Origin of the sequence: Chryseobacterium binzhouense (assembly GCF_007474545.1) — a bacterium.
In the GTDB taxonomy this organism is placed as follows: domain Bacteria; phylum Bacteroidota; class Bacteroidia; order Flavobacteriales; family Weeksellaceae; genus Chryseobacterium; species Chryseobacterium binzhouense.
Map to the genome: position 1 here is coordinate 1 of NZ_VKOG01000010.1, position 26045 is coordinate 26045.

24 protein-coding genes are annotated in these 26045 nt (G+C 34.8%); 10 read left to right on the forward strand and 14 right to left on the reverse strand.

From position 1 onward, the window contains the following. From FNE73_RS16125 to FNE73_RS16160, 8 genes are all read right to left on the reverse strand, one after another. Window positions 1-2382: beta strand repeat-containing protein (locus FNE73_RS16125; RefSeq protein WP_228430172.1), on the reverse strand; the 2382-nt coding region annotated here is incomplete at its 3' end. A 74-nt stretch (window positions 2383-2456) separates the two neighbouring features. Next, window positions 2457-2924: a regulatory protein RecX gene (locus tag FNE73_RS16130; protein ID WP_143885586.1), complete on the reverse strand. Its 468-nt coding sequence runs from the start codon at window positions 2922-2924 to the stop codon at window positions 2457-2459. A gap of 112 nt (window positions 2925-3036) precedes the next feature. Further along, complete coding sequence (glyA, locus tag FNE73_RS16135) at window positions 3037-4302, reverse strand: serine hydroxymethyltransferase (protein ID WP_143885587.1); 1266 nt, start codon at window positions 4300-4302, stop codon at window positions 3037-3039. An 86-nt stretch (window positions 4303-4388) separates the two neighbouring features. Continuing rightward, window positions 4389-5411, reverse strand: a complete 1023-nt coding sequence (gene arsB, locus FNE73_RS16140; protein ID WP_143885588.1) for an ACR3 family arsenite efflux transporter — start codon at window positions 5409-5411, stop codon at window positions 4389-4391. Between the two features lie 43 nt (window positions 5412-5454). Further along, window positions 5455-6084, reverse strand: a complete 630-nt coding sequence (locus FNE73_RS16145) for a low molecular weight phosphatase family protein (RefSeq protein WP_143885589.1) — start codon at window positions 6082-6084, stop codon at window positions 5455-5457. 18 nt (window positions 6085-6102) lie between these two features. Continuing rightward, entirely contained in the window at window positions 6103-6576 is a 474-nt protein-coding gene (locus tag FNE73_RS16150) for a DUF6428 family protein (protein WP_143885590.1), read from the reverse strand. A gap of 61 nt (window positions 6577-6637) precedes the next feature. After that, window positions 6638-6964 carry an ArsR/SmtB family transcription factor gene (locus FNE73_RS16155; protein WP_143885591.1) on the reverse strand — a complete coding sequence of 109 codons (327 nt, stop codon included), beginning with the start codon at window positions 6962-6964 and terminating at the stop codon, window positions 6638-6640. 351 nt (window positions 6965-7315) lie between these two features. Next, window positions 7316-8851 carry a SulP family inorganic anion transporter gene (locus tag FNE73_RS16160; protein WP_143885592.1) on the reverse strand — a complete coding sequence of 512 codons (1536 nt, stop codon included), beginning with the start codon at window positions 8849-8851 and terminating at the stop codon, window positions 7316-7318. A 326-nt stretch (window positions 8852-9177) separates the two neighbouring features. Here FNE73_RS16160 and FNE73_RS16165 point away from each other — a divergent pair, with 326 nt between their 5' ends. Continuing rightward, window positions 9178-9471 carry a hypothetical protein gene (locus FNE73_RS16165; RefSeq protein ID WP_089745721.1) on the forward strand — a complete coding sequence of 98 codons (294 nt, stop codon included), beginning with the start codon at window positions 9178-9180 and terminating at the stop codon, window positions 9469-9471. 71 nt (window positions 9472-9542) lie between these two features. On the opposite strand, the gene bla is transcribed toward FNE73_RS16165, so the two are convergent. The 5 genes from bla to FNE73_RS16190 all read right to left on the reverse strand — a co-directional run bounded on the left by bla (window position 9543) and on the right by FNE73_RS16190 (window position 15151). Continuing rightward, complete coding sequence (gene bla / locus FNE73_RS16170) at window positions 9543-10295, reverse strand: subclass B1 metallo-beta-lactamase (RefSeq protein WP_143885593.1); 753 nt, start codon at window positions 10293-10295, stop codon at window positions 9543-9545. 109 nt (window positions 10296-10404) lie between these two features. Further along, window positions 10405-11601, reverse strand: coding sequence for an efflux RND transporter periplasmic adaptor subunit (locus FNE73_RS16175; RefSeq protein WP_130915299.1), 1197 nt, complete (start codon window positions 11599-11601; stop codon window positions 10405-10407). Between the two features lie 58 nt (window positions 11602-11659). Continuing rightward, window positions 11660-12931, reverse strand: a complete 1272-nt coding sequence (locus FNE73_RS16180; protein ID WP_089745727.1) for an ABC transporter permease — start codon at window positions 12929-12931, stop codon at window positions 11660-11662. A 158-nt stretch (window positions 12932-13089) separates the two neighbouring features. Continuing rightward, the gene (locus FNE73_RS16185; protein ID WP_143885594.1) at window positions 13090-14319 is read right to left on the reverse strand and encodes an ABC transporter permease; all 1230 of its coding nucleotides are present in this window, start codon (window positions 14317-14319) and stop codon (window positions 13090-13092) included. A 142-nt stretch (window positions 14320-14461) separates the two neighbouring features. Next, window positions 14462-15151 (reverse strand): ABC transporter ATP-binding protein, encoded by a 690-nt coding sequence (locus tag FNE73_RS16190; protein ID WP_143885595.1) that lies wholly within the window; start codon window positions 15149-15151, stop codon window positions 14462-14464. Between the two features lie 433 nt (window positions 15152-15584). Here FNE73_RS16190 and FNE73_RS16195 point away from each other — a divergent pair, with 433 nt between their 5' ends. The 9 genes from FNE73_RS16195 to FNE73_RS16235 all read left to right on the forward strand — a co-directional run bounded on the left by FNE73_RS16195 (window position 15585) and on the right by FNE73_RS16235 (window position 25534). Beyond that, a complete protein-coding gene (locus FNE73_RS16195; RefSeq protein ID WP_089745735.1) occupies window positions 15585-16559 on the forward strand; it encodes a ribonucleotide-diphosphate reductase subunit beta in 975 nt (324 codons plus the stop codon). 41 nt (window positions 16560-16600) lie between these two features. After that, window positions 16601-17116: a hypothetical protein gene (locus FNE73_RS16200; RefSeq protein ID WP_143885596.1), complete on the forward strand. Its 516-nt coding sequence runs from the start codon at window positions 16601-16603 to the stop codon at window positions 17114-17116. Between the two features lie 538 nt (window positions 17117-17654). After that, a complete protein-coding gene (locus FNE73_RS16205; RefSeq protein WP_143885597.1) occupies window positions 17655-19313 on the forward strand; it encodes a ribonucleoside-diphosphate reductase subunit alpha in 1659 nt (552 codons plus the stop codon). Window positions 19314-19472: 159 nt separating this feature from the next. After that, window positions 19473-19922 (forward strand): hypothetical protein, encoded by a 450-nt coding sequence (locus FNE73_RS16210; RefSeq protein ID WP_143885598.1) that lies wholly within the window; start codon window positions 19473-19475, stop codon window positions 19920-19922. After that, window positions 19919-20119, forward strand: coding sequence for a helix-turn-helix transcriptional regulator (locus FNE73_RS16215; protein WP_143885599.1), 201 nt, complete (start codon window positions 19919-19921; stop codon window positions 20117-20119). Before FNE73_RS16210 ends, FNE73_RS16215 begins: the two co-directional genes overlap by 4 nt. A 99-nt stretch (window positions 20120-20218) precedes the next feature. Continuing rightward, on the forward strand, window positions 20219-20791 hold the full coding sequence (locus FNE73_RS16220; RefSeq protein WP_143885600.1) for a hypothetical protein: 573 nt from the start codon (window positions 20219-20221) through the stop codon (window positions 20789-20791). Between the two features lie 146 nt (window positions 20792-20937). Further along, window positions 20938-24198 carry a T9SS type A sorting domain-containing protein gene (locus FNE73_RS16225; protein WP_143885601.1) on the forward strand — a complete coding sequence of 1087 codons (3261 nt, stop codon included), beginning with the start codon at window positions 20938-20940 and terminating at the stop codon, window positions 24196-24198. A gap of 81 nt (window positions 24199-24279) precedes the next feature. Beyond that, the gene (locus FNE73_RS16230) at window positions 24280-24525 is read left to right on the forward strand and encodes a hypothetical protein (RefSeq protein ID WP_143885602.1); all 246 of its coding nucleotides are present in this window, start codon (window positions 24280-24282) and stop codon (window positions 24523-24525) included. Window positions 24526-24643: 118 nt separating this feature from the next. Then, window positions 24644-25534 (forward strand): DUF72 domain-containing protein, encoded by an 891-nt coding sequence (locus tag FNE73_RS16235; RefSeq protein WP_143885603.1) that lies wholly within the window; start codon window positions 24644-24646, stop codon window positions 25532-25534. Between the two features lies 1 nt (window position 25535). On the opposite strand, the gene FNE73_RS16240 is transcribed toward FNE73_RS16235, so the two are convergent. Continuing rightward, window positions 25536-25979 carry a hypothetical protein gene (locus FNE73_RS16240; protein WP_228430175.1) on the reverse strand — a complete coding sequence of 148 codons (444 nt, stop codon included), beginning with the start codon at window positions 25977-25979 and terminating at the stop codon, window positions 25536-25538. Window positions 25980-26045: the final 66 nt, after the last annotated feature.

Genomic DNA, 26045 nt, shown 5'->3' on the forward strand with positions numbered 1-26045 from the left:
ATATCCTTTTGCAAAAGCAGAAGTTGTAGAAGCTGCATTCACAAAATAATCAGTCGCTGTATTATATTCTGTGATGAATGAAGGAGTAGCACCAGGATACATAGCCGTTAAATTCTGTGAAGCTACCGGTGAAGACCAGAATGCATACTTATCCTGTACGCTTGTTCCGTTTTTCAAAACTTTGAATGTTCCGGTATGATTCAACACCCCAGAATCTTTGATCACTAAATTTCCTCCGTCTTCTACGGTTACATCTGCTGCATTAACAGTGTTTGTTCCATTGATTTCCAAAACACCGCCGTTTTTGATCGTGATGTTATTGGCGGTAAAGGCAGGATTTGATGTTGTTGTGTAAATCCCATTAATAATTACATTAGTTTCATTATTTGGAATTCCATTACTCCAAGAAGACGACCAAATTGTTGTTGAGAAAGACAATCCTTCAACTGTTATGTCATCAATAAAGCTTGTTCCGCCACTTGCTACTGAACCATTATTTATACTTATATCAGATGAATTTAAAATTCTAATAAATACTTGGGACTTATTATTAATTAGTGAAACGGTATCAAAATCAAATATTCTAACAGATCCAGCGACTGTAGATGAATTGTTCCAAGAATCATTTACTATTGAATAATTTCCTCCAGCTAAGTCAGTAAAAGAAATTCCATCCGTACTATACTGCAATTTAAAATCTCTAGGTCCTGTATTACTTCCTCTTTGACTTATTTTTAATCTAATATTTTTATAGCCAGTTGTAGCAAATTTTATCTGCCAATAATCTCCATTATTCCAATTTGGAACTGTTGCTGCCTTGGACGACCCATTTCCTGTACCAGTACTCCAACTACTGCTTGATGAATGATACCCTGAAAAAACTGATCCTGTTGTAAGAAGTCCGAAATTGGCTGAAACCGGATTAACATTAGGGGTATTACCAGTTCCTGTAATTGTTGTATTTTCAAAATCCCAACCAACGATGGCTACTGGAGCATTATTTATAGTTATTATTCCAGAAACTATTGTTGGAAAATTACCTGAAACTGCTGAAATTGTATAATTGTCCGCAATATCAAATTTTATATCATTAAATGTTGCAACACCATTTATAAAGTTTACACTTGAAGTTGTTCCAGACATAGTTCCCGTACCTGCTAATTTGTTTATCGTGACAAAGCCTGAATAATTTGTATCAATTGTATTATTAGGTGTTCTAGCCTGAACACTAAAAGTTCCCAAATTACTGTTTACAAATCCACTAGATGGAACATTTACAAAAACAATTTGTGTAGCAGGAATTAATGTTGTAAAAGTTTGTTCCGTTCCATATATGTAAATTCCATTTGCATCTTTTACATATGCTCTATAAAAATAAGTCGTTCCTGCTGTTAAAGAAGACAAATTAATATTAAAGGAGCCTGTTGTTACTGTTGTTCCTATAACGATTGGAGCACCATAAGAACCAGAAAAAGTTCCATAAACAAAACCTCTTTCAACCGTAGCAGGACAAGTTCCCAATGTTGCTAGATTTCCATTAAGTGTCACAGTATTATACGAAATTGCAGTTGCACTGTTTGTTGTGATTACTGCATTTGAAGTAGAATTTATTGTTACTGGATATCCTACTGTAGAAGCCCCTGACCAGCAAGTTCCATTATATGCCCTTACGTAATAAGTACCCGAAGATGTTACATCCAAAGCATTATTAGCAGGAAAACTCAAAGAGGTCCCTGCTAGACTTGTTTGCCAATATAAATTAGCGGCATTTTCACCAACTGAGGGATTATAAGTCAAAACGGTTGAATTACATGCTGGAGTAATACCTGAAATTGAACCTCCAGGATTTGAAGGTGCTACGCAATTTGATGTTCCTACTAATATAAGGTCATCAAGTCTGTGTGTAGCACTTGTTCCGGTCGATGTTATTCTAATTCTTATTGAAGTTTTATTATCATAATTCGAGCCTAATGTCGTTTGTGCTAAATTTGTAAAACTACCATTTCCAGAATTTAAACTTGTAATATTTGAAAATGTTGATCCACCTGCTGGATCACCAGTTACAGACCATATACTGCCAGATTGTGATGATCTACCACTAAAAGATATTTTTACATTTGTGTAGCCTATAGTTGAAATTGTCAATTCAAAATACTTATTCGTAGAACTGCCAAATGCTACTGCATTACCAGTCACTCCTGCAAAATACGAAACTGCACTTGAAGCAGTCAAATTCGGTGAACCAATGCTCCCTGATTCCGGAAGCAAATTATCTTCAAATTTATAATTAACGAGTGTCGTCTGCCCCCAACTCCAAACCGAGAAAAGAGCCATCAAAAATGCATATAACATTTTTGATTTCGTGTGTAATTTTAATTTCATATATAACTAATTTATTTTTCAGCAAAGCTAAAAAATATTTTCATTTGTTAATGAAACTTAAAATTACATATATATTAATTTTCAATTACCTGCAAAATAAGGTCGTATTCAAAGCCTTTACTTAAAAGATATTTAATAGTTTTTGATTTTTTTTGATAATCTTTCAATCCTTTTAGTTTACCTGCATAGTTTTCGTAGATCTTATTTATTATGTTTATATAATCATTTTCATCAATTTCATCAAAACAGGTAGAGATTAGTTTATCCGTAATGCCTTTTTGTTTTAAATGGATCTTAATTTTTGTCTTTCCCCAATTTTTCATGTAAAATTTTCCGCGGATATAACTTCGTGTAAATCTTTCTTCATTCAGATAATTTTCTTTCATCAGGTATAGAAGAATTTCATCTTTTGCTTCGGGAATTAAAACAAATTCACGCATCTTCTGCTCAACTTCAGAATGGCAACGATCCTGATAAACGCAGTAGTTTACCAGTTTCTGTTTAATTTCTTCAAAAGTGAATAATTTTTTTTCAGGATTCATTTTTTAGTTGATAGTTAAAATTACAATTTGCAAAAAAGAGGCACAAATATTTGCACCTCTTTTTATTTTAAATTAATGCCAAAAGCAAATTGCTGTTAGCTGAAAGCAATTCTTAATAATTAAACAAAGCTTTACCTTCCATTAAAGTATTAACTTTTTTTCTAACTTCGGCAATGAGTTCTTCATTTTTGATATTGTCTATTACTTCAGAAATTAGATCCGCAATCGTCTCCATATCATTTTCTTTAAGACCTCTTGTGGTAATTGCGGCAGTTCCCAATCTGATTCCGGAAGTGGTGAAAGGAGATTTATCATCAAAAGGAACCATATTTTTGTTGCACGTAATATCTGCTTTTACCAGAGCTTTTTCAGTTTCTTTTCCGTTAACCCCTTTATTTCTAAGGTCAACCAACATCAAGTGATTGTCTGTCCCGCCACTCACAATGTCAAATCCGTTAGAAATCATTGCTTTAGCCAAAGCCTGTGCGTTAGATTTCACCTGTTTTGCGTATGTTAAGAATTTATCGTCAATGGCTTCACCAAAAGCAACTGCTTTTGCTCCGATTACATGTTCCAGCGGACCACCCTGAATTCCCGGGAAAACAGCGCCATCTAAAACCTGGCTCATCATTTTTACTTCACCTTTTGGCGTTTTATGTCCGTAAGTATTTTCAAAATCTTTCCCCATCATGATCATTCCGCCTCTTGGTCCTCTCAATGTTTTGTGAGTTGTAGTACTTACAATATGGCAGTGCTCAAAAGGATTATTCAGAAGCCCTTTAGCAATTAAACCCGCAGGATGTGCAATATCTGCCCAAAGAGTTGCCCCGATTTCATCTGCCACTTCTCTGAATTTAGCATAATCTAAATCTCTGGAATACGCCGAGAAACCTGCAATCATCATTTTGGGCTTTTCTCTTAAAGCAGTTTCTCTCATCTGATCATAATCAATAAGACCTGTTTCCTGCTGAACGCCGTAAGAAACTACATCATATTGAATTCCGGAAAAATTAACCGCAGAACCATGAGTAAGGTGACCTCCCATTGAAAGATCCATTCCCATGATTTTGTCTCCCGGCTTCAAAACAGCAAGATAAATTGCTGCGTTTGCCTGAGAGCCGGAATGCGGCTGAACATTCACATAATCAACACCGAAAAGCTGTTTTGCTCTTTCGATTGCTAAAGTTTCAACCTCATCTACCACTTCGCAACCTCCGTAATATCTTTTTCCGGGATAGCCTTCTGCATATTTGTTGGTCAAAACACTTCCCATCGCTTTCATTACATTTTCAGAAACAAAATTTTCCGAAGCAATAAGTTCTAATCCGTGAGACTGTCTCGCTCTTTCTTTTTCGATAAGGTCAAAAATAATGTCCATTTATTTTTAGATTTAAAATTTCAAGTCCAAATATACGGAATTTCCTACACGATTTCAACAATGATAGGGATGATAAATGCTGTTATTTAATAAAATTTTTTCTTCAGAAATAAGCTGAACTTTACCAGAAGAATCAACACAGGAACCTCTACCAAAGGACCAATGACCCCCACAAAAGCCTGGGCTGAATTGATCCCGAAAACTGAAATCGCTACTGCAATTGCCAGCTCAAAATTGTTTCCGGTTGCAGTAAAAGAAATGGATGCGTTTTTATCGTAAGGCACTTTCATTGATTTATTGATGAAAAAACTCACAAAAAACATCAGGACGAAATAAATAATTAACGGAATAGCAACTTTTACCACGTCCATCGGTAATTCTATGATCTTTTCGCCTTTCAGACTGAACATTAAAACAATCGTGAATAATAGAGAATATAAAGTAATTGGTGAAATTTTCGGAATAAACTTACGGTTATACCATTCAATACCTTTTGTTTTTATTAAAAAAAATCTGGTTAAGAATCCTCCTAAAAAGGGAATTCCAAGATAAATCAAAACGCTTTCTGTAACATCCCGCATCGGCACCGAAACACTGAATTTTCCAAAGCCTAATTTTTGCGGCAGTACATTAATGAACAACCAAACTAAAAAACTGTAAGAAAAAATCTGGAAAATGCTGTTCATGGCGACCAGAAGTGCAGCATATTCACGGTTTCCTTTTGCTAAATCATTCCAGACAATCACCATTGCAATGCATCTTGCCAATCCGATTAAAATCAGTCCAACCATATAATCCGGTTCGTCCCGCAGGAAAATTAGGGCAAGAATGAACATTAAAACCGGACCAATAATCCAGTTGAGGATCAAAGAAATTGAAAGTACTTTTTTATCCTTAAATGCTTTTGGCAGCAACGAATAATCTACTTTTGCAAGCGGAGGATACATCATCAGAATCAAACCAATCGCCAAAGGAATATTGGTACTTCCTACAGAAAGTGAATTTGTTATAGCCGAAATATTTGGAATAAAATAACCTAAAGCTACGCCAATTGCCATTGCTAGGAAAATCCAAAGGGTAAGAAAGCGGTCGAGGAATTTTAGTTTCATTGATTATATGATTTGAAGATTTGTTGATTATACGATTTAATCACTATATCATCATATCATCAGCAAATCGTATCATCGAAAAAATATACAAACATTCCATTGCAATTTGGTTGCTTCGTTCAGTGTATTTTTCGTCCTGAAGAATGGAATTGTCGTAAGATTTCGGGTCGAAATATGTTGTTCCAATTCGCAAATCGCAACCCGGAATAAACGGACAGTTTTCATCGGCATCGCCACAAGTCATTACCGCTACAAAGTTTTCTTTAGGAAGGCTTTCATCCTCAATGGTTTTGGAAAAACAAAGATTGAATTTTCCGTCACCAAAATGTACTTCGTATTTCGGATTGTTGGTTTCGTCTGTTTTTTTCACATCAAAACCTGAATAAATTAAAGCATTGATTGCATTCTGATTGAAAGCTGTCGCTTCTGTTCCTGCGGAAAAAGTATTAACATTAAAACCAAAAAAATTAGCCGCAACTTTTGCCCAAACCTGTCCCAGATGACTTCTGCGGGAGTTGTGCGTACAAACATAGACTAAATTAATCTCCTTGTTCTCATTAATTTTCCTCTGAATATGATCAGCTAATTTTTCAAGCAAAGCTTTTCTTTCCGGATTGATTTCTTTAAAATTTTTACTGAGAATTTCGCAGCGGTCTTCTATTTTCTGAAGCATTTTCGTATACTTTTTAAATTAACAACATCCGCCACCGGGTGTGCAGGAATTAGCGGCATTTACTGTAAGTTCAGATAAATTTCTTTTTGGTTTTTCCGCAGGAATTCCGCACGCATCCTGAGCGAGACAAGCGGTGGTTTTATTTTTCAGAACAAAATGTTTTCCATTAAATTCTAAATCATATTTTCCAATGGTATCCGATTGATATTCTACTTCGATTTCAGCATCTTCGATACACAATTTCTCTTCAGAAAGCTGTATGATGTTCAGCAATTTTGCAGGTTTTAAGCGATGTTCAAAATCATCGGCATTCCAAAGCTGGAAATTCACTGTTTTTTCTTTGCGGATCACGCCACCGCAATCAATAAAGTTTTTGGTAATTTGTCCCACTTCCGTAACGTGGAAATGTTCAGGAATCATTGTCCCATTTTCCAGCTGAAATTCCACATTTTTTAATGTAGGAAGAATTTCTTTAATTTCTGTAAGAGTCATATTTTATGATGTTTTATAATTTAATATTGCAATATTGCGATTTATTTAGTCAAAAAAATATCTAACAACATTTTGATTTGGAAACCGTCTCAATAATTTTTGAGAAATATGCATTGAGAATTTCAATTGTTTTTTCATCAATACAGTAGCAGACAGAATTTCCTTCAATATTTCCTTTGATGATTCCTGCATTTTTGAGTTCTTTCAAATGTTGAGAAACTGTCGGCTGAGCCAGAGGGAGTTCATTTACAATATCTCCACAAATGCATTCATTTACTTTCAGTAGATATTCAATAATAGCTATTCTTGCGGGATGACCTAAGGCTTTTGCTATATTTGCCATTTTATTTTGCTGCTCCGTGAAATGCTCTGTTTTTGTAGCGCCCATTATCTTAACTTAATATTGCAATATTACGATATTAAATTTTGAGAAAAAAGTATTTTATAGTTTTTTCCAGAATATCAGACAAAAGTTTTTTATTATTCTTTATATTTTATTGATATTTAGTGTATTATTGGTTTGATTTTTTACGCAAAGCTTTATTTTAAAATCATTTTATTTTTGAGATACAAAGGCAAATAAATTGCTTTTCAGGCGTGAAAACATTGTTTTTTTTAAATTGATGATTCATCCTTTACTCTTTATATATAACGCAAAGTTTTATTTTTCAAACCATTTTATTTTAAGATGCAAAGGCAAATAAATTGCTTCGCAAAGCGTGAAAATTTAGCAATTTTCTTAATTATTCGTCATTACTTTATAGGTTGGATCTTCAATGATATTGACATCAATTACACTCTCTGCATTTTTGAGCAATTGTCTGCAATCCGGGCTCAAATGTTTTAAATGGACTGTTTTTCCTGCTTTATGGTATTTCTCGGTGACTTTATTCAGTATTTCAATGGCAGACATATCTGCCACTTTACTTTCTTTGAAATCTATAATAACTTCCTGCGGATCACCTGCTACATCAAACTTATCTGCAAACGCTGAAGCAGAACCAAAGAATAATGGTCCATAAATTTCATAATGCTTTACACCTTTTTCATCTGTAAATTTTCTGGCACGAATACGTTTAGCACTTTCCCAAGCAAACACTAAGGCGGAAATTACAACACCAATCAGCACAGCCAAAGCTAAATTGTGCAGAACGATGGTAATAAGTGCTACCAGAATTCCTACAAAAATATCGTGACGAGGCATCTTGTTTATGATTCTAAAACTAACCCACTCAAAAGTTCCGATAGAAACCATCATCATGACACCTACCAAAGCCGCCATAGGAATCTGCTCAATAACAGAGCCTCCTATTAAAATAACAAGCAATATAGTTAGTGCACCTATGATTGCAGAAAGCCTGGCTCTTGCTCCTGCTCCAATATTTACCAACGTCTGGGCAACCATTGCACAGCCTCCCATTCCTCCGAAAAAACCGTTGGCAATGTTAGCCATACCTTGTGCTGCAGCTTCACGATTAGACTGACCTTTGGTATTGGTAATTTCATCAACCATATTAAGCGTGAGAAGACTTTCTATCAATCCAACTCCTGCCATTACTAAAGCGTAAGGGAAAATAATTTTGAAAGTTTCCAGATTAAAAGGGATTTGAGGAATATGAAAAGAAGGTAAAGATCCGCTTACAGATGCAATATCAATCACTTTTTTTGTATCTATATTCAAAAAATAAACAATCCCGGAAACTACAATGATAGCAACCAAAGAAGCCGGAACAGCTTTGGTAAATTTAGGAAGAACAAAGACAATGGCAATTGTAAGCATCGTTAATCCAGCCATGAGGTACAGTGCATTTCCCTGCATCCAGACTTCAGTACCATTTTGAAAAATTTTGAACTGCGCAATCTGAGCCATAAAAATAATTACCGCAAGGCCATTGAGAAAGCCATACATTACCGGTTGTGGAATTAATCTTACAAATTTGCCTAACTTAAATATACCAACAAGCAACTGAAAGAACCCTGCTAAAATGACTGCAGCAAAAAGATATTCAACTCCGTGTGCAGCAGCCAATGCAATAAGCACAACAACAGTCGCTCCTGCTCCTCCCGAAACCATTCCCGGTCGTCCGCCCAGAACGGCGGTAATTAATCCCATTAAAAAAGCCGCATAAAGTCCGGTTAAAGGGGAAAGTCCTGCCAATATAGCAAATGATAAACTTTCAGGAATCATGGTCATAGCGACTGTTAATCCTGCTAAAATTTCATTTTTGTAATTAATCTTCTGTTTGAAATCAAACAAGTTGATTATTTTTTGCATAATGTATAAATTGTAGAATTTGAAATATTCCCGATCGAAATAATCAGGCACGATTGATAGCCAATAAGTAATTGGTAAAATAACAGTTTGACCTTAGATCAAGGCGGTGTAACTTGGGAAGATGTTTGTACCGTATTTTTCATAGAGCTGCAAAGCTACAAATTTTTAATAAATAGAGAAAACTTGTCGCGCCAGAGTAAAAATGATATTTAAAGACTTTATATAGTAATCAATCAAATCTCAAAATTTTCTTGTTTAAGATTAAAAAAAATCCCTATATTGAAAAATGTAAATTTGTATCATCAGAAAATAGTTAATCTGAAATTATGGGAAAGAAAAAATATAAAAAACAATTAATCAGTACCCTGAAGTCACTGGAAAATACGGAACATTACATTTTGGAAAGTATGACCAATCTGATGCTGTTTGGGGAATTGAAGAAAAGCAAGATTGAATTTAAAAACGGAGACACTTTTAGTTTCAAAGACAATATCTTTGATTACAGTGAAGATAAAAACATCAGAAAACTGGCAAAACTTCGCAGAAAAATGCTCAAAACGATGAATAAGCTGGTTAATAAAAATAAATTTAAAGATAAAGAGATTAAGTTTTTAAGCTGATTCAGAACTTAAATTATAATAATAATAAAGTCCCATATTTGGGACTTTTAATTTTTAATCAACATAATCTGTTACTGATTATTCTTAAATAGTTGAATGGTATAATCTAATAATTCTGTTCCTCCAGCATTTCCGTGACCGGGAATAATAATCTTCGCATCAGAAAACTTTGTTTTAATTTTTTCTACAGTTTCAGACCAGTTTTTTACATTGGCATCTCCAAGATATCCTTTAGTAGTGTTCATTTCTTTAATAAGACAACCGCCAAACATTACCTTTTCTTTCGGAAAATATCCTATGATATTATCTTTGGTATGACCTTCTCCCAAAAATTCAGCATACACATGTTGATTTCCAACATTTAATACCATTTGTCCGTTGAAGCCATTTTGAGGTATGTTAAAGTCATTTTTTTTGGTTAATTCAATGGTTTTATTATTAGCATAAGAAGGAATTTTGTTTTTATCAAACTCTTTCAGACCTCCCACACAATCATCATGAAAGTGGGTAGCGATCACGGCGTTTATTTTACAATGAAGCTTATCTTTAATCCAAAAAATAAGTTCAGAGGAGCTCTTATCATCTACCGGAGTATCAAAAACTATGGTTTCTTCCTTGTCTTGCACAATCATTCCGTTGCATTCAACTCTTCCGAATGACTCGGTGTTGAGATAGGAAATATGCTGGTAAACATGATTTGATAACTGAATGATTTTTAAATTTTCAGATTGATAAACAATCTTGTTTCCCTGAAAGCTGGATTTTTGCGAATGACAGCTTAACAAAATAAATGCTGAAATTAAAATCCCTAAGATTGGCTTCATAAAAATTATTATTGAACTAATATAAAAAATTTAAACAAGAAGTAAAGTAACCATCAAACTCATATCAAAAAAAATCCTGATCAATTCAGGATTTTTTTTAAAATTATAATTACTTACCAGATTTTTCTTTCAGTTCTTCTTTGTCTTTATCGGAAGGATTCCACACTTTTACCTCTGCATTTTTATCAATTCCTGAGAGAACCTGCACATTGATACCGTCACTGGCTCCGAGTTTTACATATACTTTTTTAAATTTTCCATCAGCCTGCTTTACTTCTACAAAAGGTTTGTCTTTTCCGTTGCTTTTCTCGTACTGGATAAGAGATTCATCCAAAAGAAGAGCATTTTTCTGAGAGCTTAAAACAATTTCTCCGTTGGCAGAAAATCCTGCTCTGATGTATTCATTATTAGGATTAAATACGTCACCCTCCACAGGAAATTTGATGGTTCCGTTGTTGTCTTTCCCTTTTGGAGCTATCATCGTAAGCTTTCCGGGAAAAGATTTATTCTGCAACGCTCCGATCACTATGTTCATATCCATTCCCTGTTTTAGTTTTCCGGCCTGAGCTTCATCAATCTCTCCCTGAAAAATTAAAGAGTTAAGATCTGCAATAGAGCAAATGGTTGTTCCCGCATTGAAAGAGTTCGCCTCAATTACCTGGCTTCCGACTTTCACCGGAACTTCTAGAACGGTTCCTGAAGCTTTGGAGCGGATCTGAGTGGTTGCTAAACCCTGCAATTCCGGAATAGCACCCGTTTTAGCGATTTGCAAGGCTTTTTGTGCCGTTATCAACTGTTGATTGGCGTTTTTCAAAGCCTGCTGTTGTGTGTATAACTGCTGCTGTGCTGTTAAATATTCCTGTTTTGAAATAACTCCCTGCTTAAAAAGTTTTTCAGACATAGTAAACTGCGTCTGCATATTAGAAACATTCATTTTGGCATTATTGATCTGAAGCTGCGCATTCTGCACATTTTGCTGCGCATTATTTACCTCTGCGATATTCGGAACAATTCTTACGGTTGCGATAAGCTGTCCTGCTTCTACACGATCACCTTCATCTACAAGAATTTTATCAATAATTCCTGCTATATTGGGTTTGATCTCAATTTCTTCCTTAGGAATAATCTTTCCGGTTGCCATTACTTTATCTTCCATATTCTGGACGGTTGGCTTTCGGGTAAGAAAAGTTACACTTTCTTTTGAGTTGGATTTTACGAGGTAGCTGATTCCGGCAAATAATGCAACAGCAAAAATAAGCCCGAGCAGAATGTAAATTGCTTTTTTCCAGGTAAACTTCTTTTTCATATGTTTAATAGTCTATTTTTATTTACAATTTAGAGATTTATATAATCTTATTTAATACTTATTCACTTCTTAATGCTTCAATCGGTCGGATCTTTACTGCTCTCTGTGCCGGAATCATTCCGATAATGAGTCCCAGTAAAATCATCACACCCATTGCTGAAAATACATCACCGTAATTTACTGTGGGATTGTAAAAAGGAAACGCATCCTGATTTTTTGTGGATATATCTATAATCATCAGCAAAATAATTCCGAACATAAACCCAATCAAACCTGAGACGAGAGTAATCACAACACTTTCCAGCAGAATCTGATTTCTTACTTCAGAAGGTTTGGCTCCTAAAGCACGGCGGATTCCAATTTCTTTGGTACGTTCTTTCACGGTGATAAGTAAGATATTAGAGATCGCAATAACTCCGGCAATGATCGTTAATGTTCCTACAATGATTGTTAACAGCTGCATTCCTGTAAGAAAACCGGTCATTTTTTCAAACATTTTCCCTAAATTGAATGTTCCGAATGCATTGGTATCTTCCGGAGAGACACTGTTCTTACTTTTAAGCTCATCTTTTGCCTGATCTTCCACAATTGCCAAATCTGCATCGGGCTTACTTACGATCGCAAAAAAGTCTACGCGGTCACCATCATTAAACATTTTGGTAAAAGTTGAAAGCGGGATGAAAGCGGTGGTATCATTGTTATTCGGACCTCCGGCTTTGGCTACTTTATAAACTCCTATAACGTTGAAAAATATTCCTTTAATGTTGATTGACTTTCCGATAGGATTTTCATTTTTCTTGGCATCGAAAAAGTTTTTGTAAATACCTTCTCCGATGACTGTCACGTTTTTGTTTCCTGAAATATCGGCATCGTTGAGGTAACGTCCGAAAATCAGTTTCTTTTCTGAAATTTTATTTCCTACAGGATAATCTCCGGTTAAGGTATAAACTGCAGTTTTTCCGTTTCTGCTCATCTGCTCGCCCGGATTTCCAAAACTTCCTCTGGAATTCTGAGGAGATATATAATCTATCTGCGGAATTTTTCTTTCCAGCAAATCCATATCCGGCAAATGAAGCGACATTTGTCTGCCTTTTGGAAAACCATTGTAAGGAATTGATGTATTTTGCGCCCAAAGAAATATAGAATTGGTCGCAAAACCTGAAAAAAGCTTATCGAAACCATTTTCCATTCCTTTTGCAGCACCCAAAAGACTCACATACAAAAACATTCCCCAACCCACACCAATCATGGTGAGAAAGGTACGAAGCTTATTATTCTTGAGTGAATAATAAATTTCCTGCCATGTATCTTTTCTGAATATGATGTTCATTTTCTAAATATCAATTTTTATTTACAACGTGAATTTGATTTTTTCCTGAATTTATATTACGACTGCCCACTTCTAATCATGTATAGATTCTTTGAGTATAGCGGATATTCAAAATTATCATTTCAAACTTAAAATTCACTATTTACCATTCACTATTGTCATTCCGTTCTCAATGCTTCAATCGGTCTGATTTTAGAAGCCCTGTAAGCCGGAATAAACCCTGCAATCAATCCCGAAATAACGAGACAGATAAATGCTGCAAAAATCAACCCCCATCCTACACTAGGATCTTTAATGAAATATTTCTCAAGACCGTCGCCTATCAGTTCCAGTGTCAAAACTCCAATTCCTACTCCAATAAAACCTGAAATAACTGTTATGACAATACTTTCCTGCATAATGAGCCCTACAATACTTCTCGGTTTGGCTCCTATTGCTTTTCTTACTCCAATTTCTTTGGTTCGTTCTTTTACGATATATACCATGATATTGCTGATCCCAATAATTCCCGCCAGCAAAGTTCCCATTCCGATAAAACCGACAATCATCGTAATCACAAAAAGGAAAGTGAAAGAATCTTTAAGTCCTTCTGCACGGTTGTTGACAAAAATTGCGTTTTCGTCATCCGGAGATACTTTTTTTCTTGCTTTCAGCTCTTTTTCCAGATTTTTACCGTATTCGATAGCCTGTTCAGGTTTCATATTTTCATCATACGCAATGTAAATACTGCTTATCGTATCAGAACCTTTTTTGATCTGCTGTAAAGTGGAAACCGGTAAGCTGATCATCCGCTCATCCCAGTCTCCTCCGTCGTCTGCAAAAACCCCTATTACTTTGAAGATACTGCCATTGATTTCGACTTCTTTTCCTATAGGATCACCATTTTTTATCAAATCCCGCTGAACCATTCTTCCGATTACCGCCACATATTGATTATTGGCGATATCTCTTTTTGAAATAAATCTTCCGTTTACCAGTTTTCGGTTTTCAATAAATGATTCTTCATCGTTTGCTCCCGATATCTGATAATTACCGCTTTCTTTCCCATATTTCACCAAAAAATTAGTAGAATATCTCGGTGTGGAATACTGTACCTTATCAGGCTGAGAACCAATGATGGCTTCATAATCAGAATTATTCAGGGTTATATCTCTATTTGCCTGCAAACCACCGTAAGCAATATTGGTACGTCCTGTAAAAATTGAGATCAGATTTTGTGCATCTCTTGTAAATCCTTCCTGAAAAGCATTCTGAAGACCGTTTCCGATCCCGAAAAGCACAATGAAAATATACAGTCCCAATGCTACAGTAAAACCAGAAAGTACCGTCCGCAAAATATTGCTACGGATAGAACTGAAGATTTCCTGCCAACGATCTAAGTCAAACATATTTTTTGGTTTGATGCGGAAAGCTGGATGATTGAGGTCGCCAATCTCGCCGCTGATTTTTCATTTTTTTAAATATAAACTGTAATTGTTTCCAACAATTCTTAAATCAATACATCATTCATTCTTCATGATTGATCCAACCTTACAAAACAATCTGCTCAATAAACTCATCACTCTCAATGATTCCGTCGCGGAGTATTACATTTCTTTTGGTTTGTGCAGCTACATCCGGCTCGTGTGTAACAACAATGATTGTTTTTCCTTCATTATTAATATCCTGAAGGAGCTTCATGATATCATGCGTCGTTTTGGAATCTAACGCTCCGGTTGGCTCATCAGCAAGAATGACTTTCGGATCTGTAATTAATGCTCTTGCAATGGCAACCCTTTGCTTTTGTCCACCCGAAAGCTCATTGGGAAGATGATTTGCCCATTGTCCCAATCCTACTTTTTCAAGATATTCTAAAGCTTTCTGATTTCGCTCTTTTCTGGGAACATTCTGATAATACAAAGGAAGTGCAACATTTTCCACGGCTGTTTTATACCCGATCAGGTTAAAAGACTGGAAAACAAATCCTAAAAATTTGGATCTGTACTCTGCGGCTTTTACCTCGTTGAGATGCTCAATAGGAATTCCGTCCAGTTCGTAAATTCCGGAATCTTTTTCGTCCAAAATTCCGATAATATTCAGCAAAGTAGATTTTCCCGAACCCGAGCTTCCCATGATAGAGACAAACTCACCCTCGGAAATATTAAGATTTATCCCTTTGAGAACGTGCAGTTTACTCTTTCCTGTATCGTATGACTTATGTAAATCCTGAATTACTAACATTAAGCTAAGACTGTTTTAATTTTTAATAAGTAGCTTCACAAGAGAATTTGTTACAATATTTCAAATTTCTTTTGTTTTTAATCTGTTTAATATTTAAAACTTTGATAATCATTTATTTAAATTAAATTGTTTAACTAAAATCATACCTAGACAATTATTTTAATATGTTAAATCGCTCTGATCCAATACCAAAGGGAGTTTCATGTAAATGTGGAAAACTTTTAGGGTTAAAAGTCAGCCAATTAGTCTTTAGCTCTTTCAAAATAGAGGTTGGTTTTCTAACTTTGTACGTAGTTTGTGATATGAATAACAAATTCGTAATGAATGCAAAGCCAAAAAGCTAACATTCAGATAAACAATAAGTTATTAAATAACGCAATTTTCTAAGCATAATGACCGCCGGTTTTAGTAAATAAAAAATTAAATTTTTAATATGGGAATTTTCGATAAAAGAGTTAGTTATAAGCCATTTGAATACCCTGAAGTTCTGCAGTTTGTAGAAGCGATTAACAAATCTTTCTGGGTACACTCGGAAGTAGATTTTACAGCAGATGTTCAGGATTTTCACTCTCAGCTGGAGCCACACGAAAAAAATGCAGTAAAAAATGCACTTTTGGCAATTGCTCAGATCGAAGTTTCCGTAAAATCTTTCTGGGGAAACCTGTATAACCACCTTCCAAAGCCTGAACTGAATGGTTTGGGAGCTACATTTGCAGAATGTGAATTCCGTCATTCGGAAGCCTACTCAAGATTGCTGGAAGTTTTGGGTTATAATGAAGAATTCCTTCACGTGGTAGAAGTTCCTGCCCTGAAAAAAAGAATTGAATTTTTGTCTAATGTTCTGAAGCATGCTAATTCTGCAACACCGAAAGAGTATGTTTCATCGCTTTTATTATTTAGTATTCTGATTGAAAATGTGTCTTTATTTTCTCAGTTTGCGATTATTCTTTCGTTCACGAGATTTAAAGGATACATGAAAAATGTTTCCAACATTATTGCATGGACTTCAGTGGATGAGCAGATTCACGCCAACGGCGGAATTTATCTCATCAATAAAATCCGTGAGGAACAGCCTGATCTATTAACGGATTCTGACATCGAAGATATTTATACTTTAGTTGATCAGTCGGTAGAACTGGAAGGAGAAATCCTAAGCTGGATTTTTGAGCTGGGTGAACTGGATAAATTCTCGAAAGAAGATTTGATCAACTTCATGAAATACCGAGTTGACGACAGTTTGAAGAAAATCGGTATGGAACCGAGATATAAAATTTCTCCTGAAGAATACCGTCCGTTGATGTGGTTTGAAGAAGAAGTTTTCGCCAATTCTATGGATGATTTCTTCGCCAAAAGACCGGTAGATTATACTAAGCATGATAAGAGTATTACGGCGAATGATTTGTTTTAAAAAAGGAAAAAAAATAGTAATACATTCTTGATTTAAATAATATGGAAAATTCACTTATATTTCAAACATCACCAGAAGTAACTTTAGCTACGAACAGATTTATAAATGTACCTGTGATTTTAAAGTATGAAGATACAAATTTAATAGAGATTATAAAGGATCAAGCTATTGGGTTTACCACACAAATACCAATCTACCATTCGGATGGAACTTATCTAGCAAAAGTGATAGGAAACAGAATTTACTCAACGAAAGATGGTGAAAAAGCAGGATTGAAAATTGAAAAGCATCAAAATTTGTGGGTATGTACAATGGATAATAAAACCGTATTTGAAATTCAACAGAATCAAGGAGATGCATTCAAAACTACTGCTGAATTGTATACTCCAGAGGGTTATTTTGTAAAATGTTCAGACTCCCCATCTCCCAATCTTTTTGATTTAACAGGTAGTGAATTGAGATTCCCTGGAATAGTAATGTCTGGAAACACTTTTTCAGGATGTAAAGTTGGTATTTGGCTAAAAAAGAATGGAGGTTTTCTGATTGGTGTAAATTAATCTTGTCTATCAAGAAGTTTAGTCATTTTACAACGAAAAAAACTTCAATAAGCTTTTAAGATCTAGCACCAAACAGTTAGTATTAGAGATGTCATGCTGAGCTTGTCGAAGCATCTCTACAAAAAGTAGAGACTCCTCGTTCCTCGGAATGACAAACTGTAAAATTCAATAGGAACGGGCTTTAGCCCGTTTTAAATAAAAGAAAATCCATTGGCTTCAGCCAAAACTTAGGAATTGAGTTTCTGAAATGGGATTATTGCGAAAAAAACCTTGTCAAAGTTTGGAACCTTGACAAGGTTGATTAGAAAACCAAAATTGCAGGAATAAAAAGATTACATCATTCTCTGCAATAACGAGATTCAGAAGTAAAGAAAGCAAATCGTCATTTTAGCCCTGATTGAGCGGCATGTCTGAGCTCTTTTTCTTTGCAAAAGAAAAAAGCGAGCAGCGAAAGCAGGTACACAAATGAAAAGAAAGACTAAATTTTCTGCTCCTAAAAAATAACAAAACAATGCATTGGCATTTTACAATATAAAAAATGGAAGAACAAAACAACAATATCTGGTGGCTCAACGAAGAATCTGAGCAAATGCTGAACAGAGGCTATCTTCTGAAAGGCGAAACGGTAGACGGTGCCATTGAAAGAATTACCACCGCAGCAGCAAAAAAATTATACAAACCCGAACTGCAGCCAGCTTTCAAAGAAATGATCACGAAAGGATGGATTAGTTTTTCTTCTCCTGTTTGGGCAAACATGGGAACGCAGAGAGGTCTTCCAATCTCTTGTTTCAATGTTCATATTCCGGACAGCATCGAAGGAATTACCCACAAAATGGGTGAAGTCATCATGCAGACAAAAATCGGGGGCGGAACTTCGGGATATTTCGGGGAACTCAGAAACAGAGGAACAGCAGTTACCGACAACGGAAAATCTTCAGGAGCAGTTTCGTTTATGAAGCTTTTTGATACTGCAATGGATGTGGTTTCTCAGGGTGGCGTAAGAAGAGGTGCTTTTGCAGCATATCTTGATATTGACCACGGTGATATCGAAGAATTTTTATCCATCAAAGACATTGGAAGCCCGATTCAGAATTTGTTTACGGGAATTTGCGTTCCGGATTACTGGATGCAGGATATGATTGACGGTGATATGGATAAGCGTAAAGTCTGGGCAAGAGTTTTGGAAAGCCGTCAGCAAAAAGGTCTTCCGTATATTTTCTTTACCGATAACGTTAACAGAAACAAACCTCAGGTTTACAAAGATCTAGGACTGACTGTTAATGCAAGTAATCTGTGCTCGGAAATCATGCTTCCGTCAACCAGAGAGGAGTCTTTTATCTGCTGTCTTTCTTCTATGAATTTGGAATTGTATGACGAATGGAAAGATACCAACGCTGTGAAGCTTGCTATTTATTTCCTTGATGCGGTTTTATCAGAATTTATTGAAAAAACGGAAGGGAATTATTATCTGCAGGGTGCAAGAAACTTCGCCATGCGTCACAGAGCGCTTGGTTTGGGAGTTTTGGGTTATCATTCTTATCTGCAGAAAAATATGATTCCGTTTGAAAGTTTTGAAGCGACTCAGTTTAATGCAAGAGCGTTCAGACACATCAGAGAGCAGGCTGATATTGCGTCGAAAGAATTGGCAAATATTTACGGCGAGCCGGAACTTCTGAAAGGATACGGAATGAGAAATACCACTTTAATGGCAATCGCTCCTACTACTTCGAGTTCAGCAATTTTGGGACAGACTTCTCCGGGAATTGAGCCTTTCGCATCGAATTATTACAAAGCAGGTTTGGCAAAAGGAAACTTCATGCGTAAGAATAAATATCTTGCTAAATTATTAGAAGAAAAAGGTCTTGACAATGAAGATACATGGAGAACAATTATGCTAAATCATGGTTCTGTTCAGCATTTAAATGAATTAACAGACGAAGAAAAAGCAGTATTCAAAACGTTTAAAGAGATTTCTCCGATGGAGATTATTTCTCAGGCTGCACAAAGACAACAATACATCGATCAGGCTCAGTCTCTGAATTTACAGATTCCGTCTACGATGCCTGTAAAAGATGTAAATTATCTCTATATTGAAGCCTGGAAGAAAGGAGTGAAAACACTATATTACCAAAGAAGCTCATCAGTTTCTAAGGAAATGATGGTAAATTTTGTAACTTGTTCGGCTTGTGAGGCTTAATATAAGATCAAGTAAAAAGTCAAAAGAAACAAGCAAGTTTAGCTATAAACATATTTAAACCGCAGAATTTTTTCTGCGGTTTTTGTTTAAATAGAAAGTAAAAAAAACTTTACAAATTGTAAAATATTTTTTACATTTGTGTCATTAAAATTTTACAATATGAATACATTACCACTTTTACCTAACCGCTTCAAAACGATTGGCTGGTTTATTTTTATTCCGTCACTTATTTTTGGATTAATCTCTCTTTCAAGGTTCTTTGATTTTCAGATTTCATTTCCCGTTATCTATAATTCAGGTTTTTTTAATCACGGAGAAACAGGTTTTATGAAAACCACAGAAGTTGATTTATTCCCCAATTTATTTGGTATTTTAATCATTATTGGCGGAATTCTTGTTGGATTTTCGAAAGAAAAAATTGAAGACGAATATATATCGAGTTTACGCCTAAAATCAGTTTTTTGGAGTCTGATCGTTACTTATACAATAGTTCTTCTATTATTTTTAACCGTTTTTGGAATGTTATTTTTTACCTTTATGATTTTCATTATGTTTTTGCCGTTGGTTCTTTATGTTTTCAGGTTTAATTATTTACTGATGAAAAAATGAAAAATACAATTAAAATCGCACGAGCCTTTAAAAATATTACTCAGGAAGATTTAGCTAAAGAGATAGGAGTTTCTAGACAGACTATTAATGCTATGGAAGCCGGAAAGTACGTTCCTTCAACCGTTTTGGCTTTAAAAATCGCCAAATATTTTGGTAAAAAGGTTGAGGAAATTTTTGAGCTTGAAGAGAATGATTAGTTTAAGCAGCAAAAAATTTATTAATCGTTCGTTATGAATGATGATTTTGATTTGAATGCAATTAAATAAGTGACTACGGAGAATAATAAATTATAAAAAATGAAAAAAGTCATACTTGTTTTACTGATTTTGGCGGCGAATATTGTTTATTCACAGTATAAAATTTATGCTTTTGTTGGAAAGAAAATTTCTGTGGAAAGAGTAAAATCTGATGACAGCTTTTATTTGAAATATAAAAACATTTATAAGGTTGAGCAAAGTTTCAATGAAGAAATAAAAGCAGATACGATTGTTTTCAATTCTTTTACTCACATGAATCAGATTAATTATTCTATTTACGATTATGCAATTATTTATGTAGTAAAAAATGATAAAGGAGAGATTGTTCATAAAAGAACCTATTTTACACCAATTGTTTTAAAAGAAAACGGAAAATGGTACGGATTTGAAATAAATGAAAAAAGAACTGAAAATTATTTACCGATAAAACCACATAAATTACGGATAAAAAATAGCAGAAAAGCTGCAAAGACCATTATTCCTGAGTTTAAGAAAGAAAAGCATATTGTAGAGGCATTTTATCCTCCTAAGTTCTTTGAATACGTTAATAAAAACACTGTAAAAGCCAGATTCCTTCAATCTGCTGAGAATTTAGTCAAACAAAAATTTTAATTTAAACTTTCCTCAATAGATTCATATTGAGGTATTTTAAAATCAAAATAAAAACACCGTAATGTGATTTTTTTTGTAGCAGAGAAAAAATATTTGTACTTTTGCCTTGTTGATTTTATCTCTAATTTCAATCTAAAAAAACACAAATGAAAAAAACTCTCATTGCTCTTTGTGTAAGCTTATTTTCATCGGCTTACTCTCAAAATCTGAATTTCACAGATTCCAAATTCAAAAGTTTAATCTTAAGTTCCAATCCGGGCAACAGTATTGCAAAAGACGTTAACGGAAATTCTATTGCTATTGATGCAAACGGCGATGGAGAAATTCAGCTCTCGGAAGCTCAACAAGTAAAAATATTAAAAGTACAGCTTCCCACATTTGCAAGTAACTTAGTCCCGGATAGTGTTTCTGATGCAACATTATTTGCCAATGTTGAAGAACTTTACATTTATCATGCACATTCTGTAATTCTGAATTATTTAAATAATAATTACATCAGAAAAGTAAAGTATATGCCATCAATAGACGTTAATCCAAGTATTGTTGCATTTACTTTTGATAACTGTTCCTCTTTACAAACATTGAATGATGTAATAACCTCACCTGTAAATAGCCAATATGCCACTATTACTGCTGAAAAACTGAGCATCAAAAATTGTTCTCAACTTATCCCCAATCAGATTATTGAAGGAATACTTAAAGAACTTACCATTGAAAACAGTCCTGTAAGTGATTTAACCATAATAGTTGATGGTGGTTTTGAAAAACTCAATGTCCCAAACTTGTCATCTTTAGTTAATATAAAATTATCTTCTTTAGCTTATGGAAATTTTGCATCCATTCCTGTAGAAGTGGTGGCAAATGACTGTGTCAACTTACAGCAAATTACAACACAAGATATCTTGCCATATATATCATTACTCAACGTAAACGGATGTTCTTCTTTAAAGAAAATAAAAGGTCTTAATGCTCCGAATATTGATTTATCATCTGCAGGTTTAGTGAATCTTGAAGAATTAGACTGCGGATTTTATAACAGATATATTTACACGTCATCCTCAATGGGTTCTGTTACTTTAGGAACCGCAACTACATTAAATCTTGCAGGGCTTCCTAGTTTAAAAAAACTTGTGGCTTTTAATCAGCCTATCAGTACTGTTAATTTTTCTCCTACACCATTACTAGAAGAGATTGATATTGTAAATACGGCTCGTTTTATGCCGAATCTTAATATTAGCAATTTATCTCATCTACACACTTTAAAAGCATTTAAACCGCATGAGAATAATGATGGTTTACCTCAAAATCTTGAATTGGTAAATGCGCAAAACTGCACATCGTTGGTTAATTTAAAATTAGGCGGTAATGCAGAGTTGAAAGAATTAAACTTAAATAACTGCTCTAGCTTAGTTAATTTTTTTATAGGATACAATAATAATTTGGAGATTAGCTTTGGGGGGAATTTAAACACTTTAAATCTTCTAGGTTGCACTGCTCTTAAAGATTTTATCATTCAGGGTACACAACTTAACACTTTAGATCTTTCGCAATGTAGTTCTTTAGAAAATTTAAGCATTGAATATTGCTCAACACTTACTAGTGCTACTATACCTAATAATTCATTAGCATTATCAACAGTAACATTAGTACATTGCCCATTAATCACCCAGTTTGACGTTTCCAATGCTTCAAATTTATACGGAATCGATGTTATAAACATGTCAGGTTTAGTAAAGCTGAATCTTAGAAATGGAGCATATGAAGGTACTTACTTTTCAGGTTCCTTAAACAATAACTTATCTGTATGCATAGACGATGTACAATTATCGGATGCACAAGCGGAATATCCAGATATATATTTCTCTACAGACTGCAGTAATTTAATTACTACAGTCTGGAACGGAACATCATGGAGTAATGGAGCACCTACAGCAAATATAACGGCCATCATTGATGCACCTTATTCCACTATTTCAAATTCTGCATTCACCGCTAAAAACATCATTGTTAATAAGGATGCCGTATTGGAAATAACTTCTGGAAACACAATCAATGCAGGTGATGTTACAATAAAAAATGATGGAAATCTTATTCAGAGAGATGGATCGGTTTTAAATTATTCAGGAGTGTTTACCGTAAGAAAAAAGGGAACAAGCTACGTTGATCAATATGCTTTCTGGTCATCTCCTGTTATGTCTCAAAATCTAATTAACATTTACGAAAGCGGAGGTACTCCTTCATTCATCACAGAATATAATACAGCGACTGATTATTTTGTGAATGCAGCTTCTACAACTTCTGCTTTTGCAAAAGGATATTCTATTAAAACTCCTGCAGTTTCTAATGCGGAATTCACGGGAACACCCAACAACGGCACCCAGACTTTTACTTTGTCAACGGCAGGAAACGGATACAACCTTGTAGGAAATCCTTATCCGTCAAATCTTGATTTAATAGCGTTCTACAATGCCAACTCACAAAGAATCTCAAATACGTTCTATTTCTGGGACAACACCAGCAACAGCGTAACGGTACAGGGTGGAGCTACCACTACAAACGTAGGATATGCAACCTATAACCCTGCATCTCAAATCTGGACTCCGGCTCCGAATATTTCGGTTATTCCTACGCAAAACAGCGTAAAAATAGGACAGGGATTCATCGTAAAAGCGACTAATACAGCAGATACTTCTCTAAGTTTTAACAATGATATGAGAACTGCAGCTCCGGCGACTTTTTACAACAAGAACAATTCATCTGCGGAAGGAAAATTCTGGTTGAGATTAAACTCTTCTTATAATACGAACAATACATTTGCAGTAGCTTATATCAACGGAGCGTCCAACTCGTTTGATCAGTACGATTCAAAAGCAATCGGAACAGGTTCTGATGCATTTTATACATTGGCAGGCACTCAGAAACTTGTGATTCAGGGGAGAGAAAGCTTCAATATCAATGATGTGGTTCCGGTAGGTGCAAAACATTTCCAAAACGGGAACTTCACCATTTCATTGGTTCAGAAAGAAGGAATTTTCAATAACGGACAGGCGATTTATCTTCATGATAAAGTAACGGGAACTTATACTGATCTTCAGAATAATACTTACTCATTTGCAGCCAACTCGGGAGATGTTTCCAGCAGATTCGAGATTGTTTACAAACTGGGCGTATTATCAACTTCAGAGGTTTCTAAAGATTCTTTTGAAGTGTACAGAAACGGAGATCACTTTGTGGTAAGAAACAACAAAAATATTGATAGTGTAATCGTTTACGATGCTTCGGGAAGACAGATTCAGACTGTTGAGGGAGGTTCTAAGGAAATCAGAATCACTCTGGATGCAAAAGGAGTGTATGTTGTAAAAGCAGTATCTGAAGGCAAAGAATACACGAAAAAAATAATTAAATAAGAATGATGGACTCGCCTGACTGATTTGATTAAAAACAACAGACAGGCGATACCCTGTAACTTGAAAAATGAAAATTAAGATATGAAAAAGATATTAATAACTGCTTTGTTTGCTGTTTCCGGTTTTGCATTAGCGCAGGAACAGGAAACATCAGATAATCCTTATGTACATGAAACTCAGGATGAGGTGGCAGAAGATACTTATCCCGGAAATCCCGGAGATCCAAATCCTGCTCCTATTGATGATTATATTCCTGCACTGTTTGCTTTAGCTGCTGCCATTGCTGTACGAGCTAAAATGAATAGAAAAGTGAAGGAAAGCAATTAGAAACCAACATAATCAAATGAAAAAACTCCCGAAAAGGGAGTTTTTTATTGTGCATTATTAGAGAAATTTAAAAGCTTATTTTTATATTTGTTTTAGACTAATCATCAAAATTTATACAATGAAATTCGGACAAGTTGAAGATCCTTCTCAAATAGATTTTACCCTGCCAAAAGATCATTCACGAACCAAAGCAATTCTTAAGCAAAATAAAAAAGGGCTTGAAAACATATCAATTGGCTGCGCAAAGTGGAATAAAACTGACCTCAAAGGCTTTTATCCGAAAGGAACAAAAGATGAACTTACTTACTATGCAAAGCAATTCAATTCTATCGAATTAAATGCTACATTCTACGGAATGCCGACTCCTGAACAGGTGCAGACATGGAAAGAAAAAACGCCTCCGAATTTTAAGTTTTTTCCTAAAATTACCAATACCGTTTCGCACTTTAGAAGACTTCTGAATGTTGATGATGTAGTAACACAATTTGCAACTGCTGTTTTAAATTTTGATGAAAAACTGGGAATGGTTTTTCTACAGCTGCATGATAATTTTAAACCAAAAGATTATGAAAGACTGGAGCAATTTGTCAACAAATGGCCAAAAGAAGTTCCTTTAGCTATCGAACTCAGAAATACAGAATGGTTTACAGATGAAGAAATTTTAGACAAAACCTGTCAGCTTTTTGAAGAAAACCAAATTACCAATATCATTGTAGATACAGCAGGAAGACGGGATATGCTTCATATGAGACTGACGACGCCCAATGCTTTTGTAAGATACGTTGGAGCCAATCACGAAAGTGATTACGAAAGATTAGATGACTGGCTGAATCATCTTACACAATGGAAAAAAGAAGGATTGCAGAATTTATATTTTTTTGTACATCAAAATGTAGAAAAAGCATCACCGCTTTTATCGGCATATTTTATCGAAAAAATCAACAAAGAATGGAAAACTGATCTTCCTATTCCAAGGATGGCACAAGATAATCCACCATCTTTATTTTAGGTTAGTTTCTTTTCATTAATAATCCCAGATTCAAAAAAATCAGAAGAAAACAGAGGGTTACCCAAATTCCAAGCTGCATATTTTCATAATTATGGGCTTCAACTTCTTTCCTGGCTATAGTTGATAGCTTTTCACTCTGATTTATGTAGTTCTGAACCTCAACAATCTGATCCATGTTCTTATTGGGTAAGGCATGCTGTGAAAAATAAACAAGATTTTTTCTTCCCAGAAAACCTGCAACCCAGTATTCATCAGATTTATTCATTTTCAGATACTCAATTCTATAAAATTCGGGACGAATTTTTCCAATATGCTTGGTTTCTATAGGCAAATTCTGATCAAGATTATTAAGGTTGATAACATAAAAATCCAATGTCTGAGGAAGTTTATTGATCATCTGCAAAGAAACAGAATCATTTACAATACTGACAGCTGATTTTTTCACAAACCAATAACTAAAAATTGATATGGAAAAAATAACAGACGCAAATCTGAAAATTTTTGCATACTG